The organism is Pectobacterium sp. S5 (genome assembly GCF_051707265.1).
Classification (GTDB): Bacteria; Pseudomonadota; Gammaproteobacteria; order Enterobacterales; family Enterobacteriaceae; genus Pectobacterium; species Pectobacterium polare.
In genome coordinates, this window is record NZ_JAULSZ010000003.1 from 396,608 (window position 1) to 410,444 (window position 13,837).

General features: G+C 52.5%; 17 protein-coding genes. 10 read left to right on the forward strand and 7 right to left on the reverse strand.

Features of this window, described 5'->3' with window-relative positions; genetic code table 11:
* Nucleotides 1-101 precede the first annotated feature (101 nt).
* From rpsF to QWJ20_RS14265, 5 genes are all read left to right on the forward strand, one after another.
* A complete protein-coding gene (gene rpsF / locus QWJ20_RS14245) occupies nt 102-494 on the forward strand; it encodes a 30S ribosomal protein S6 (RefSeq protein ID WP_005974793.1) in 393 nt (130 codons plus the stop codon).
* Nucleotides 495-499: 5 nt separating this feature from the next.
* On the forward strand, nt 500-820 hold the full coding sequence (gene priB / locus QWJ20_RS14250) for a primosomal replication protein N (RefSeq protein ID WP_015841576.1): 321 nt from the start codon (nt 500-502) through the stop codon (nt 818-820).
* 4 nt (nt 821-824) lie between these two features.
* Nucleotides 825-1,052 carry a 30S ribosomal protein S18 gene (gene rpsR / locus QWJ20_RS14255; protein ID WP_005974788.1) on the forward strand — a complete coding sequence of 76 codons (228 nt, stop codon included), beginning with the start codon at nt 825-827 and terminating at the stop codon, nt 1,050-1,052.
* 41 nt (nt 1,053-1,093) lie between these two features.
* Entirely contained in the window at nt 1,094-1,546 is a 453-nt protein-coding gene (rplI, locus tag QWJ20_RS14260) for a 50S ribosomal protein L9 (RefSeq protein WP_039486279.1), read from the forward strand.
* A gap of 129 nt (nt 1,547-1,675) precedes the next feature.
* On the forward strand, nt 1,676-2,038 hold the full coding sequence (locus QWJ20_RS14265; RefSeq protein WP_433992797.1) for a DUF488 domain-containing protein: 363 nt from the start codon (nt 1,676-1,678) through the stop codon (nt 2,036-2,038).
* Here the strand turns inward: QWJ20_RS14265 and QWJ20_RS14270 are convergent.
* Nucleotides 2,035-2,748 carry a LysM-like peptidoglycan-binding domain-containing protein gene (locus QWJ20_RS14270; protein WP_433992798.1) on the reverse strand — a complete coding sequence of 238 codons (714 nt, stop codon included), beginning with the start codon at nt 2,746-2,748 and terminating at the stop codon, nt 2,035-2,037. The two genes, QWJ20_RS14265 and QWJ20_RS14270, sit on opposite strands and share 4 nt — an antisense overlap.
* A 404-nt stretch (nt 2,749-3,152) precedes the next feature.
* Here QWJ20_RS14270 and fklB point away from each other — a divergent pair, with 404 nt between their 5' ends.
* Nucleotides 3,153-3,773, forward strand: a complete 621-nt coding sequence (gene fklB, locus QWJ20_RS14275; RefSeq protein WP_039486273.1) for an FKBP-type peptidyl-prolyl cis-trans isomerase — start codon at nt 3,153-3,155, stop codon at nt 3,771-3,773.
* Between the two features lie 90 nt (nt 3,774-3,863).
* Here the strand turns inward: fklB and ytfE are convergent, their stop codons facing one another.
* Nucleotides 3,864-4,529: an iron-sulfur cluster repair protein YtfE gene (ytfE, locus tag QWJ20_RS14280; RefSeq protein WP_095992803.1), complete on the reverse strand. Its 666-nt coding sequence runs from the start codon at nt 4,527-4,529 to the stop codon at nt 3,864-3,866.
* A gap of 101 nt (nt 4,530-4,630) precedes the next feature.
* Complete coding sequence (gene ipdC / locus QWJ20_RS14285) at nt 4,631-6,298, reverse strand: indolepyruvate decarboxylase (protein WP_433992799.1); 1,668 nt, start codon at nt 6,296-6,298, stop codon at nt 4,631-4,633.
* Between the two features lie 299 nt (nt 6,299-6,597).
* Here ipdC and QWJ20_RS14290 point away from each other — a divergent pair, with 299 nt between their 5' ends.
* Nucleotides 6,598-7,020, forward strand: a complete 423-nt coding sequence (locus tag QWJ20_RS14290) for a DUF2502 domain-containing protein (RefSeq protein ID WP_095700481.1) — start codon at nt 6,598-6,600, stop codon at nt 7,018-7,020.
* Between the two features lie 71 nt (nt 7,021-7,091).
* On the opposite strand, the gene QWJ20_RS14295 is transcribed toward QWJ20_RS14290, so the two are convergent.
* Complete coding sequence (locus QWJ20_RS14295; protein ID WP_039486267.1) at nt 7,092-7,646, reverse strand: flavodoxin family protein; 555 nt, start codon at nt 7,644-7,646, stop codon at nt 7,092-7,094.
* Between the two features lie 188 nt (nt 7,647-7,834).
* On the opposite strand from QWJ20_RS14295, the gene QWJ20_RS14300 reads away from it, so the two are divergent.
* Nucleotides 7,835-8,218 carry a winged helix-turn-helix transcriptional regulator gene (locus QWJ20_RS14300; protein ID WP_109412516.1) on the forward strand — a complete coding sequence of 128 codons (384 nt, stop codon included), beginning with the start codon at nt 7,835-7,837 and terminating at the stop codon, nt 8,216-8,218.
* Between the two features lie 58 nt (nt 8,219-8,276).
* Here QWJ20_RS14300 and QWJ20_RS14305 read toward each other — a convergent pair whose 3' ends face one another.
* Entirely contained in the window at nt 8,277-10,229 is a 1,953-nt protein-coding gene (locus tag QWJ20_RS14305) for a bifunctional 2',3'-cyclic-nucleotide 2'-phosphodiesterase/3'-nucleotidase (RefSeq protein ID WP_433992800.1), read from the reverse strand.
* Nucleotides 10,230-10,433: 204 nt separating this feature from the next.
* On the opposite strand from QWJ20_RS14305, the gene cysQ reads away from it, so the two are divergent.
* A complete protein-coding gene (gene cysQ / locus QWJ20_RS14310; RefSeq protein WP_181374464.1) occupies nt 10,434-11,174 on the forward strand; it encodes a 3'(2'),5'-bisphosphate nucleotidase CysQ in 741 nt (246 codons plus the stop codon).
* Nucleotides 11,175-11,194: 20 nt separating this feature from the next.
* On the opposite strand, the gene QWJ20_RS14315 is transcribed toward cysQ, so the two are convergent.
* Entirely contained in the window at nt 11,195-11,773 is a 579-nt protein-coding gene (locus tag QWJ20_RS14315; RefSeq protein ID WP_433992801.1) for a YtfJ family protein, read from the reverse strand.
* 348 nt (nt 11,774-12,121) lie between these two features.
* Here QWJ20_RS14315 and QWJ20_RS14320 point away from each other — a divergent pair, with 348 nt between their 5' ends.
* Nucleotides 12,122-12,328: a DUF1107 domain-containing protein gene (locus QWJ20_RS14320; RefSeq protein ID WP_005974755.1), complete on the forward strand. Its 207-nt coding sequence runs from the start codon at nt 12,122-12,124 to the stop codon at nt 12,326-12,328.
* A gap of 62 nt (nt 12,329-12,390) precedes the next feature.
* On the opposite strand, the gene QWJ20_RS14325 is transcribed toward QWJ20_RS14320, so the two are convergent.
* Complete coding sequence (locus tag QWJ20_RS14325) at nt 12,391-13,716, reverse strand: hemolysin family protein (protein ID WP_174878219.1); 1,326 nt, start codon at nt 13,714-13,716, stop codon at nt 12,391-12,393.
* Nucleotides 13,717-13,837: the final 121 nt, after the last annotated feature.

Here is a 13,837-nt window from a genome sequence, read left to right on the forward strand (position 1 = left end):
CTTACGCGTCATTTTTTCAGCCGCACATACACACGTTCCTTGCCTCCACGGGCCGCGGTTGACCCAGACAGGAGGCTGAATAATCCGTAAGGAGCAATTCGATGCGTCATTACGAAATCGTATTTATGGTTCATCCTGACCAGAGCGAACAGGTTCCGGGCATGATCGAGCGCTACACTGCCACTATCACTGGTGCGCAGGGCACGATCCACCGTCTGGAAGACTGGGGCCGCCGTCAACTGGCTTACCCGATCAACAAACTGCACAAGGCACACTACGTTCTGCTGAACGTTGAAGCGCCGCAGGAAGCGATCGATGAGCTGGAAACAAACTTCCGCTTTAACGATGCCGTTATCCGCAGCATGGTTATGCGCGTTAAGCACGCGGTAACTGAAGCATCTCCAATGGTGAAAGCGAAAGACGAACGCCGTGAGCGTCGTGAAGATTTCGCTGAAGCTGGCGATGATGTGGATGCAGGGGATTCTGAAGAGTAATTGTTGTGGTGACGGTGAATCGTCTGGTGTTGTCCGGCACAGTGTGCAAGACGCCCATTCGTAAAGTCAGCCCGTCAGGCATTCCTCACTGTCAGTTTGTGCTTGAGCACCGCTCGACACAGGAGGAAGCCGGATTGAGTCGGCAAGCATGGTGTCGTATGCCCGTGATTGTCAGCGGACTCTCGTCACAAGCAGTTACCCACAGTATAACGGTCGGCACGCAACTTACCGTGCACGGGTTCATTAGCTGCCATCAAGGGCGCAATGGCTTGAGCAAGATAGTGTTACATGCCGAGCAGATTGAATTGATAGATTCTGGAGACTAGCCACATGGCACGTTATTTCCGTCGTCGCAAATTCTGCCGTTTCACCGCGGAAGGCGTTGTAGAGATTGATTATAAAGATATCGCTACGCTGAAAAACTATATCACTGAAAGCGGCAAGATTGTTCCGAGCCGTATCACCGGTACTCGTGCAAAATACCAGCGTCAGCTGGCCCGCGCTATCAAGCGTGCGCGTTACTTGTCTTTGTTGCCGTACACTGACCGTCATCAGTAATCGGCCACTGTCCATTAACGAGACTTTGAGAGGATAAAGTAATGCAAGTTATTCTGCTTGATAAAGTAGCAAACCTGGGCAGCCTGGGTGATCAGGTAAACGTTAAAGCGGGCTATGCTCGTAACTTCCTGGTTCCACAGGGCAAAGCTGTCCCGGCAACCAAGAAAAACGTTGAGTTCTTCGAAGCACGCCGTGCTGAACTGGAAGCCAAACTGGCTGACGTTCTGGCTGCTGCTGAAGCTCGCGCTGCTAAGATCAAAGAACTGGGTAGCGTTACCATCGCGTCTAAAGCAGGCGACGAAGGTAAACTGTTCGGTTCCATCGGTACTCGCGATATCGCTGATGCGGTAACGGCTGCCGGTGTTGACATTGCTAAGAGCGAAGTTCGCCTGCCGAACGGCGTTCTGCGTACTGTGGGTGAGCACGAAGTGAGCTTCCAGGTACACAGCGATGTCTTTGCTGAACTGAATGTAGTTGTTGTTGCTGGAGCGTAATTCACGTTTATCGTTGAATTAACACTTTAGTTAACATGTGAAACGCTGGCCTAGTGCCAGCGTTTTGCATTTTAGGGATCGGGAAATGACCTATCATTACCTATACCTAAAAAGCAGGCCGGAGGCCGCATGTCCGACTTGATTCATCTCACCCGCGTCTATGACGCGCACGCGCCTTTCTCTTCCCCCACTTTTCTGATTGACCGTCTGTGGCCGCGCGGCATCAGCAAAGCGCGTCTGGAGAGCGTTGAGTGGTTTAAAGACATCGCGCCGAGCAGCGAGTTGCGGAAATGGTTTCACGCCGAGCCTGAACGCTGGGCGGAATTTGTGGATTATTATCGTAATGAGTTAGCGCAGGGCTCGGCGTGCGGCAGGCTGCTGGCGTTACTTGAGCAGAAGCAGGCAATCACGCTGCTTTATGGCAGTAAAGACGCGCAGCACAACCATGCTATTGTCCTGCGCGATTTTCTATTGGAACGGCTGGCTCGTTAGCGAGTACGAGTAAAAGCACCGTCTGCACCGCGGGTGAACCGAATCGTCTGGTTCGCCGTGGTTTCGATCTCCAGCTCGGCGACCATACCTTGTGCATTCAGCTGTAATTTGACTGCCTGACCTGCCCGTAAATTGCTGAGCGGCTTATCCCTGCCTTCCACCTGAGCCATCGCGAACACATCGCTGACGGGCAGATTGTTATCGCGAAAGAGCTGGGCCAGCGTTTGCCCTGAGGCGATCTCATATTGTCGCCACGGTGCTGATGATTGTGCTGGAGGCTCGGTAGCCGCAGGCTGCTGCTGGGGTATGGAAGGCTGGTTTTCAATAATCACGGCCTGCATCGCCGCCTGATTATCTGCCTGCGTAAGAGGGACGGGTGTGGTACGGGCAGGCTGCGGATGTTGGACGCTGTAAGGCCAGAGCAACACGACGAGCAGCAGTGCGATAGCTATTAAAATCCAGCGACGGTGGAGGAACGGCAACGGTTCCATCCAGTGATAGCCGTCGGGCAGATGCCAGACTTTTTGCAGTATGTCACCAAGACGCTCGCGCAGTGAAGGAGAAGGCAGCTGTTCCTGCTCTTCGCGTTCCCCGTCGTTTTCTACGGCTACAGCATGTGAGGGCTGCCGCTGGATGATTCGCTGGCAGAAGCGTACTAGCGTTTGATAATCCCAGGTGGTTTTCCGCTTCCTGGGCGCAATTCTGCCCATGGTGACCTCTCTTACTACAGTTTAATATAAAAACAGTTCAGTATAAAAAATCAGTATAAAAACAGCATCATATAAAAATGATGCCATTAACAACGCTATGCCAGTAACTAAAACTATGCCAGTAACTAGGCTACATCACTAGCCAGGCGGCGTCGGCATAAAAACAGTATCGGGATAATAACGCAATCCAGTATACCGATAATCCGCATGGGCTGACCAGTTAACGCGTTGATGATTAAGGCAACCGGTGCGATAGAAACATCAGAACTACCAGTATAGGCCAGCTTCCCGGAATGGCTTGGCTGGCGTGCGGTTAACGTGATTACCTGCACACAGGATTTTACCCCAATCCCCGTCGCTGTTATGCTGCGCTTTCAGTTTTTTACAGATTAAAAGGAACATCCATGACAACTCCTTCTTTTGATAGCGTCGAAGCGCAGGCAAGTTACGGCATCGGCTTACAGGTTGGTCAACAGTTACAGGAATCAGGTCTTGAAGGCCTGATCCCAGAAGCCCTGCTTGCTGGTCTACGCGATGCGCTGGAAGGTAATGCGCCAGCGGTGCCTGTGGATGTGGTTCATCGTGCGCTGCGTGAAGTTCATGAACGTGCTGATGCGGTACGTCGCGATCGCCAACAGGTGCTGGCGGTAGAAGGTCAGCAGTTCCTGGCCGAAAACGCGCAGAAAGAAGGCGTGAACAGCACGGAATCTGGTCTGCAATTCCGTGTGTTGACTCAGGGTGAAGGTGCAATCCCGGCTCGTCAGGATCGCGTACGTGTGCATTACACGGGTCGCCTGACTGACGGCAGCGTGTTCGACAGCTCCGTTCAGCGTGGTCAACCTGCTGAATTCCCAGTAAGCGGCGTGATTCCAGGCTGGATTGAGGCGTTGACGCTGATGCCAGTTGGTTCCAAGTGGGAACTCTATATTCCGCACAATCTGGCGTATGGCGAACGTGGCGCGGGTGCTTCCATTCCGCCGTTCAGCGCGCTGATTTTTGAAGTGGAATTGCTGGAAATTCTGTAATCTCCAGACAAAAAGAAAGGCGCTCAGTGAGCGCCTTTCTTGTTTCTACGGAATGGTTTCTACTGACTTTCTTTTTTTATTGAAATGACATTACTCACCGCGCAGCGCGCGTGGGAACAGCAAATTGTTTTCCAGATGGATGTGTTCCATCAGGTCGGTAATGAACTCGTTGATACCGGAGTACAGCGCACGCCAGGTGTTGCAGGCACCTTCCGGTGGTACAACGCCGTTGGTCAGCTCTTTGACCACTTCCACATCACGTCCAGCGTCATCGTGCTCATGCTCCATCATTGAAATCGGTGCGGCAGCATTCGCGCCCATTCCCTGACTGATCATTGGGAAGAGGATGCGTTCTTCTTTCATCATATGCTGAGACAGCTCGTTATAGATGGCGGTCAGCTGGTTTGCGAGGCCGTGCGGGCAGTCGGCTTTATCGTGATGCACGCGCTCGACTTTTTCTGCCATCAGAATCAGTTCTGGCAGTTGTTCGCGGTGGCGATCGTGAAAGCGAGGGATGATGTACGCGATAATGTCAGCCAGCGGTGCTTCACGCCAGTCCCGTGCGTCAGAAGGCTGCGCGGCCAGTTTTTCTAGCTGTGCTTCCAGATCGTCAAGATTGAGATCTTTTTTGCCAGCGGCGCGGCTGAGCGTTTGCTTTCCGCCGCAGCAGAAGTCCAGATTGAGTTCACGAAAGAGTTTGGTCGCGCGCGGAATAGCGATAGCCAACTCACCCAGGGATTGATCGCGGTATGCCATGATGATGCCTCTCAACGAATGCAGTTTATAAATTGCATTTTAAATGCATCTTTAATCGTTGAATATACCGCTTACGAGGTAGGCGGTAAAAGTATGCCGTTCTACTGCACGGTATTGCGGGTCTCAAGCGATTGCGTGATGGTGTGTAAGAGCGCGGGAATATCCATTTTCGGTAATACCACCTCAATGAGCGAGAAGCGAGATGCGGCATTCACCTGCTCAAGCACCTGCGCGAGTGCCGCTGGTGAACACACCTGTTTACAGAGTATCTCGTTTTCATCTGCTCCTAGTGCAGCGGGAAGCTGTGTCCAGTTCCAGGCGGCAATATCGTTGTAACGCTGTTCTGGGCCGTGAATGGCGCGTTCGACCGTGTAGCCTTCGTTATTCAGCACCACAATGACCATGTTCAAGCGATCTCGAATGATAGAGCCAAGCTCTTGTACGGTGAGTTGCAACGAGCCGTCGCCGATCAACAGCACCACGCGCCGTTCTGGTTCGGCAATTTGTGCGCCGAATGCGGCTGGCAGAGAATAGCCTATCGATCCCCACAGCGGCTGAACGATGAAGTGGCAGCTGCTTGGTAACCGGAGCGCAGCGGCCCCAAAACAGGAGGTGCCCTGGTCGGTCACGAGAATATCGCCAGAGCGGAGGAAGCGCTGCATCTGTTGCCACAACTCCCGCTGATTGAGTGTGTCTGTGTGCTCTGATGGCGGTAAGGCTGGAGGCGTAATGGTGCGGTGATCCCAACGGGGCGCGAGTGTCGCAGTGATGTTTTCCAGCGCGGCGATAGCGTCTGACATTGGAATTGCTGGGAAAACCTGACCTCCGACGCGCGCCAGCGTGGGCTGGATATCGATGTTTTTTTCGCTGGGGATTTGATGGCTGAAGCCAGCGGTAATCGTATCGGTGTAACGTACGCCAATGCTGATGATGACATCCGCGTCTTCGATGTGTGCCCGGATCGCTTCATGACTGCCGCCACCCGCGTAAGTGCCGGTAAAGCTGTGGTGCTGTTCGTTTAGCGTGCCTTTCCCCATCAGCAAGGTGGAGTGGGGGAGTGGCGTTTTATCGAGCCAGCGTTGGATTTGCTCTGCAACGCCAACACGCTGAGCCAGAAAATCAGCCAGTAATGAGACTGACTTTGCCTCGCTCAGCATCGCCGTGGCGGCGGTAACAAAGGCTTGTAGCGACTCATCAGAGCGTAATGGTTCAGGGATAACGAGCGAATACGGTCGTGTACCAGCGGGTGACGCAGCCACGTCCAAGGGCAGAAACAGGTAGACCGGCTTGTGTTGAGCAAGCGCTTCTCCAATGACCCTGTCGATTTCCGTGGTGGCGTTCTCGACGGTGAGACTGGCTTGCGCAACGGTAACTTCCGCTGCCATACGGGAAAAGTGGCTAAAGTCGCCGTCGCCTAATGTGTGATGGAGTAATTCACCGTTGTGTTGTGACGCGAGACTGGGCGCAGCGGCAATGTGAATGACGGGCAGGCATTCCGCGTAGCTGCCTGCAATGCCGTTAATTGCGCTGAGCTCGCCCACGCCGAAGGTGGTGAGCAGGGCTGCTGCCGGACGGCATCGCGCATAGCCATCGGCGGCGTAAGCGGCGTTTAATTCGTTCGCGCAGCCCACCCAAGTGATTTCCGAGTGCCTGATGACATGATCGAGAAAATGCAGGTTGTAATCGCCCGGCACCCCGAAGAGATGCTGAATACCAATCTGTGTCAGACGATCCAGTAAATAGTCGCCTACCGTATAGTTTTCGCCCATCGCTGCTTCCTCTATGAATGACGGATATTCTGAAATTAAGTATTAGCGCTAAGGTGAATATTTCTAATATTTATTCCCTATGGTTAATCCTTAAGTCGGCATTTATTCGTGCTTGAGCGGATTTTTAGTATTAAATTTATTAATGAATTAATAGGGTGCTGATGAATAGCGTGCATTGGCGTTAGCGAAACGTTAAGAAAGGTAAAATCAGGAAAATAAGTATTTATCTGATAGTGGCGCAGAGGATTTCCCCGTATATCTCTGTCAGGCCGCAGTCGCGGTGAGCAAGGAGTTACCCTATGTTTAAGCCACTCGTCATCAGTGCCCTGTTTGTGGGAATGTTTGCGGTCATGCCAGCGCCAGAGGCTAAGGGTGCCAGCATCGATCTGATGCCCGGCGTCACGTTGAATATCGGCGAGCGTGACAGACGAGGTAATTACTGGGATGGCTATGACTGGCGCAGCGAGCGCTGGTGGCAGGAGCACCGAGGTTACCAGCGTGGTGAACGTAATCGGCATGGTTACTATTGGGATGGTTGGCGCTGGCGCGATGCCCGCGAGTGGCGTGAGAGTCAGCGCGACAGACGTGATTATGATAAGCGCCGTTTTGATCCCCCTCGCTACGTTGACGATCGCGGTCCGCGTCGCGGTGATTGGGACAGACGCGGGCATGAGCGGGGTAATGGTTACTATCGCAATGGCCGGGGATCGTTTCGCGATTAGTGGATAAAAAAAGCGCCGCGAAAGAGCGGCGCTTATACGTTGGATAATGGCACTTAGGTTGTGTCGCTGAACTAGTTTGCCAGTTTTGCGGCGATGTCAGCGATGCGTTGACCATACAGCTTACCGGTCGCCAGATCGCCCGCGACCACTTCATCTACGCTGGCGTCGGACGGCGTCTGCGCCAGCAGACCGACAGAACCACCGAGGTTATTCAAATCATCGCGTTTTGCCGCTTTGGCATTGGAAGGCAGTTGGTTCAGGCTGACCCAAATTCCGCCGTGCTGTGAAGCCAGCGTTTGCAGATAAATCAGCGTGACCTGCTTGTCGCCGTTCAGGCTGGCGCTATTAGTAAAGCCGCCAAACACTTTGTTGCTCCAACTGCGGGAGAACCAGGCTTTAGAGCTGGCATCTGCGAATTTCTTGAACTGCCAGGTCGGGCCGCCCATGTAGGTCGGCGTACCGAAAATAATGGCGTCAGCCGCGGCGAGTTGCTCCCACTCGGCCTCGCTGATATTTCCTTCCGCATCGATGGCAATCAGCTCGGCGTTAGCGCCTTCGGCAACGGCAGTCGCCAAACGCTGGGTGTGGCCGTAGCCTGAATGATAAATAACGACTGCTTTTGACATAACCTATCCTCATTTCTCTGTGTTTATCAACAATACGCCGTGGCCGTTATGTAGCCTGCGAGTGATACGTGCTTTCTAATGGATACTAACTCTATAATGTGAGGACTATATCGGAGCCTCATGGTTCTGTTAAGACAGCACTTTTAAGTGAGTTGGTATCTTCAAGGTAACCAGATGGAAACGCGATAATGAGCAAACGCTATGATGTTTATGCGCAAAACTGCCCGACCCGTATGATTTTGGATCGCGTGGGGGATAAGTGGACGTTGCTGATTCTGAATATTCTGGTTGAACGACCGATGCGCTTTAATCAGTTAAAACGCGACGTGGAAGGGATTTCACAGAAGGTGCTGTCGCAAACGCTGAAGAATCTGGTGCGAGACGGTTTTGTCGAACGAACCGTCTTCCCAACCATTCCGGTGACGGTGGAATATGCCTCAACGGTGATGGGAAAAACGCTGGCTAAGCCGATTGCCGAGCTTACCTATTGGGCCGAGCAGAATATGGATAACGTTCTGTTATCCCAGCAGAAATTTGATGCGTCAGCAAATAGTGCGGTTGAGCCGCTGTAAAACACCCGTTCAGGCTCCTGCCGAAGCAGGAGCCTGTGGATGACATCGCTGTCAGTCTTTATTTAGCGTGTTGCAGGTCAAGGCGATAAACAGCAAAGCCCGTTTCGTCATTGCCGACGGACGTCATTGGGTACTGTGCTTTCTCTTTGATAAACGTCGTGGCTTTCTCAGACGGTGAGGTTTCAAAACGGATATCCAGCGGTGTATCGCTGACGATAGGTGCCAGACGCCAGTTGTTATCCGCCTGGGGCTTCACTTCTCCCGATTTTTGCGTTTCCGCGCTGATGTAAGCCGCCAGAACGGAGCGGTTTTCATCCGGCGACGCGAAGGCTACATACTTCTCACCCGTACCGGCAAATTTCTCACCGTAGGCGCGATAGTTATTGGTGGCGATCAGGAAGGTCGCTTTGGGATCGATCGGTTTGCTGTTAAACGTCAACCCTTTGATACGGTGCGATTTATCGTTGATCAATGCGCACTCGCTGTCATAGCGGGCAGGCTGCGTCACATCAATCTGATAATTAACACCATCGATCACGTCGAAGTTATAGGTGCGAAAGCCGTCCCAGTTGAGTAAGGATTGTGGTTCGCGCTTGCTTGGATCGATTTGTTTGAACTGACCTGCAGAGCACTCCAGCCATTCTTGTACCTGCTGCCCGTTAACTTTCACCACCACCAGCGTATTCGGGTAGAGATACAGATCGGCAGCGTTACGGAAGGTGAGCTGGCCTTTTTCCACTTCGACATAGCTGGCAGGATCGTTTTTACGTCCACCGGCTTTAAACGGCGCGGCGGCGGAAAGTACCGGCAGATCGGCCAGATCGGGATCGCCCTGAATAAAGTGTTCCACATAGGCGCGCTGCGCATTGTTGACGATCTGCACCGTAGGATCGTCCTGAATCAGCGACAGGTAGCTATACATGTTGTCTGCGGATTTGCCGATCGGCTTGCTGACAAACTCGCGCGTATTCTGGTGGGCATCGGACAGCACTTTCACCAGTTTGTCGTCTTCCGCCGCCAGTGATTTCTTCTGCGCTTTGTCATAGATCGGTCTGGCTTCCGCTTTCGCCTGTTCCACCTTCCATGTGCCGCTGTCGTTATTCAGCGTGAAATCGACGACGCCGAGGTGGTCACCCCATTGACCCGGCATCACCGCAGGCACGCCGTTGAGCGTTCCCTGTTTGATGTCAGCGCCCTTGATGTTCGCAAAGTCATTGCTAGGGAAAACGGCGTGAGCATGGCCGAACATGATCGCGTCGACCCCAGGAATTTGGCTGAGATAGTAAACCGAGTTTTCCGCCATCGCCTTATATGGCTCGGCAGAAAGGCCGGAGTGAGGGATAACGATCACCAGATCGGCACCTTGCTTACGCATTTCCGGCACCCACTTTTTGGCACTCTCCGTGATGTCTTCTACGGTGACTTTTCCTGTCAGATTGGCTTTATCCCACACCATGACCTGCGGCGGGACGAAGCCAATATAGCCGATACGTAGGGTATGCTGTTTGCCGTCGCGATCCGTAACCGACTTGTTCTCAATGTGGTAAGGCGTAAACAGCGGTTTACCCGTTTTCGCATCCAGCACGTTGGCATTCACATAAGGGAATTTCGCGCCGGACAGCGCCTTGTGCAGATAGTCCAGACCATAGTTGAATTCGTGGTTACCGATGTTGCCGACAGAATAATCCAGCGTGTTCATCGCCTGATAAACCGGGTGCACGTCGCCCGCTTTCAGCCCCTTCGAGGCCATGTAATCGCCTAACGGGCTGCCTTGGATCAGATCGCCGTTATCGACCAGCACGCTGTTGGTGGCTTGTTCGCGTGCGGCGTGAATCAGGCTGGCGGTACGCACCAGACCAAATTTATCGGTTGGCGTATCCTTGTAGTAATCGAAATCCATCATATTGCTGTGTAGATCGGTGGTTTCCAATACCCGCAGATCAACAGTAGCGGCATGAACGGTCGTGGCGACCAGCGTAGCAAGCAGGCTGAGTGCCAGTGAATGCTTCATTGCGTAACTCCTTGTGAGGTAATTGTCGACGCGTGAGGCGATCGGGGGTGTTTTTCATATCATGATGAAGTTAAAGTGATTATCGTCTCTAAATGCTGAGGATGACATCAATAATGGCAATAATCGTAGATTGCCTCACAGATGTATAATGAATGACAGAGATGAAGTCTGCGTTACGCGCAACCCATAACGACGAGGTCGATCATGCTAGAAACTATTTGCCAACTGGCCCGTGACGCCGGTGCCGCCATTATGCAGGTTTACGAAGGGCAACATCCTGTGGATGTCGCGCACAAGAAAGACGATTCACCGGTGACTGCCGCCGACCTTGCGGCGCATCGAGTCATTAAGGACGGGCTGGCTGCGGCATATCCTGATATTCCTTTGTTGTCAGAGGAAGATCCGCCTGAGTGGGAAATCCGTCGGCACTGGCAGCGCTATTGGTTGGTCGATCCGCTGGACGGCACCAAAGAATTCCTCAGCCGCAATGGTGAATTTACGGTGAATATTGCGCTGATCGAGAACGGTGAAGCCGTGCTGGGCGTGGTTTATGTACCGGTCACGGGCGTGATGTATTCTGCGGCGGACGGCAAAGCCTGGAAAGAAGAGAACGGCCAGCGTCGGCAGATTACGGTGAAGCAGGCTAGTCTGCCGCTGGTCGTGGTCAGCCGCTCTCATGCCGATCGGGAATTAAAGGACTATCTCAGCCAACTGGGTGAACACCAGACGGTGGCGATTGGGTCATCGCTAAAATTTTGTCTGGTGGCGGAAGGCGAAGCGCAGCTTTACCCACGCTTCGGGCCGACTAACATCTGGGATACCGCGGCAGGCCATGCGGTGGCAGTCGCCGCCGGGGCGCAGGTTAACGATTGGCAAGGGCGTCCACTGTCCTACACGCCGCGTGAATCGTTCCTCAACCCCGGCTTTCGCGTCTCTTTATTTTAATCAGCTAGAGTCTAGATTCGTTATTTCTCTTCCAGTAACTGGCGCAGCAGGGACATCACCTGCTGCACTTCCTGTCCGCTCAACGCGCCATCCTTCACGAAACGGATTTTCCCCTGTTTATCCAGCACCGCGATAGCCGAGCTTTGTGGCTGGAGCTGCCAACTCTTCCGCACGTTACCGTTGCTATCGACAATAAATTGCGACCACGGGAAGGCTTTCTTGTTGTCCTCAAGGCTACTGCGTACAAACATGCTGGTGCCGATGATGGCATCGTCGGTATTCACGATTGTCGTCGTTTGGTAATAATCATGCGGTAGGTTAGCGGCCTTCAGTGCGGAGATGAGCGGATCGTTCATCTCTTTGGCGGAGGTGCGGCCAGCGATATGTTGTATCACCCGTACTTTTCCGGACAACTGCGCGCTGTTCCAGTTTTTATAACTAAACTGATTATTAAGGTACTGAAGTTCTCCCCGGTCTGCGACGCCGACGGGAGGAACCAATTGGTTAAGTACCAGCGTATGGGCCGAGGCTGGGAGTGAGAGCAGCCCCAACAGAGGCGTGATAGAGAGCGCGAGGAGCAGGTGGCGTATTTTTATCATGGTATGTCCTTCAGTGTGGGTGGCCCGATGCGATGTCAATGATGGGAAATATCGGGCTATGGAATAAGCGTAGATTCAGGAAACTGGTCTGTCCTGCTCCGCGATAAAACGCTTTGTGCCCGAGTGCACAAAACCCTTATTTTTGAAGGTTTATACTGATGACTAAGGGTTTCCTTAAACACTACTCTGTAAAAATCTGTAAAAGCAGTTAAGAATACTGAATAGTGGGGAACTAAATGCCGTTTTACGGTACTAATTAGCAGTATCCGTTATCTCATTAGCGCTCCAGAACCTCAGCCATGTTGGCGAAAGGGAGAGCGTAAAAAAATAAAACGGGAGAGTAAAACGATGAGGATCTTCGAACGTTACAATCCTTTGAAAGTCGCCAAGTATGTAAAAACCCTGTTTCGCGGGCGGCTGTACATAAAAGGGGTTGGTGCTTTTGAGTTCGACTACGGCAAAATTCTATTGCCAAAGAAACAGGATAAGCAGCATCTTCTGGTGATGTCCGAAGTGAATCGCCAGGTCATCCGGCTTCAGGCCGAGATGGGATAAGTGATAAAGAAACGGCCCGTAGCGGGCCGTTCTGGTTTTTATGTATGCATGCCTTTTAGCGGTTAATCGTCGCTATCAATCTTTGCGCTTGATGAGACAATCGGGCGGTCTTCCAGACGCGTCACCAACAACTGATCGATCTTGTAGCTATCGATATCCACCACTTCAAACTTATAGCCTGAGAAGCGCACCGCATCGGTACGTTTCGGGATTTTCCGCAGCGTATACATCATGAAGCCGCCGATGGTTTCGTAGTTGCCGGAATGCGGGAAATCATCAATGTTCAGCGCGCGCATTACGTCTTCTATTGGCGTGCCGCCTTCAACCAGCCACGAGTTCTCATCGCGCGCGACAATCTGTTCTTCCATTCCCTGACCGACGAGATCGCCCATCAGCGTAGTCATCACGTCGTTAAGGGTGATGATGCCGACGATCAGCGCGTATTCGTTCAGAATAACGGCGAAATCTTCGCCCGCGGTTTTAAAGCTTTCTAACGCTTCGGACAGTGTCAGCGTATCCGGCACGATCAGCGCCGGACGAATCTGTACGCCGCTACTCAGCGTCAGGCTCTGGTTTCCCAGCACCCGAATCAGCAGGTCTTTGGAATCCACGTAGCCGATGATCTGATCGATCGTGCCATCGCAAACCAGAAACTTGGAATGCGGCTGCTGGGCGATCTTTTCCTTAATACTGTCTTCCTGCTCGCGCAGATCGAAATAGACCACGCTTTCGCGTGAAGTCATCGAAGAGGGCACAGTACGGGATTCCAGCTCAAACACGTTCTCGATGAGTTCATGCTCCTGCTTACGCAGTACGCCAGCCAGCGCACCGGCTTCCACCACGGCATAAATATCATCGGACGTGATGTCATCTTTACGCACCATTGGCAGTTTGAGCAGGCGGAAAATGACGTTAGCCAGGCCGTTAAAGATCCAAACCAGTGGACGGAAGAGGAATAGGCAGAAGCGCATGGGGTTGATTATGCGAACCGCGACGGTTTCCGGCGCAATCATACCAATGCGTTTCGGGGTGAGATCGCCAAACAGGATAAACAGGCTGGTGACGAGTACGAATGAGCAGATGAAACTGACTTTATCTGCGGCTTCGGGTGACATGAAGCGTTCAAACAACATGGAAAACGTCGGGGAAAATGCCGCATCACCGATGATACCGGCCAGAATCGCGACGGCGTTGACGCCAATTTGAATTACGGTAAAGAAGATGCCCGGCGTTTCCTGAAACTTGAGCACCAGATCGGCATTGAGGTTTCCCTCATCGGCCATCAGTTTGAGTTTAATTTTACGGGATGCCGCCAGCGAGATCTCGGAAATCGAGAAAAACGCACTGATGGCAATAAGAAAAAGAATCAGTAATAGACTGTTTAACATCATTTTTAAAGTTTTCGCATGAGCCTAAAGTAGCGCAGCGATCCTCAGAAAGGTGAACACATTATGGTAGTTATAGAAGGACTATAACCGGGCAACGATCCGCCCGGTTCGGACGCAGTAT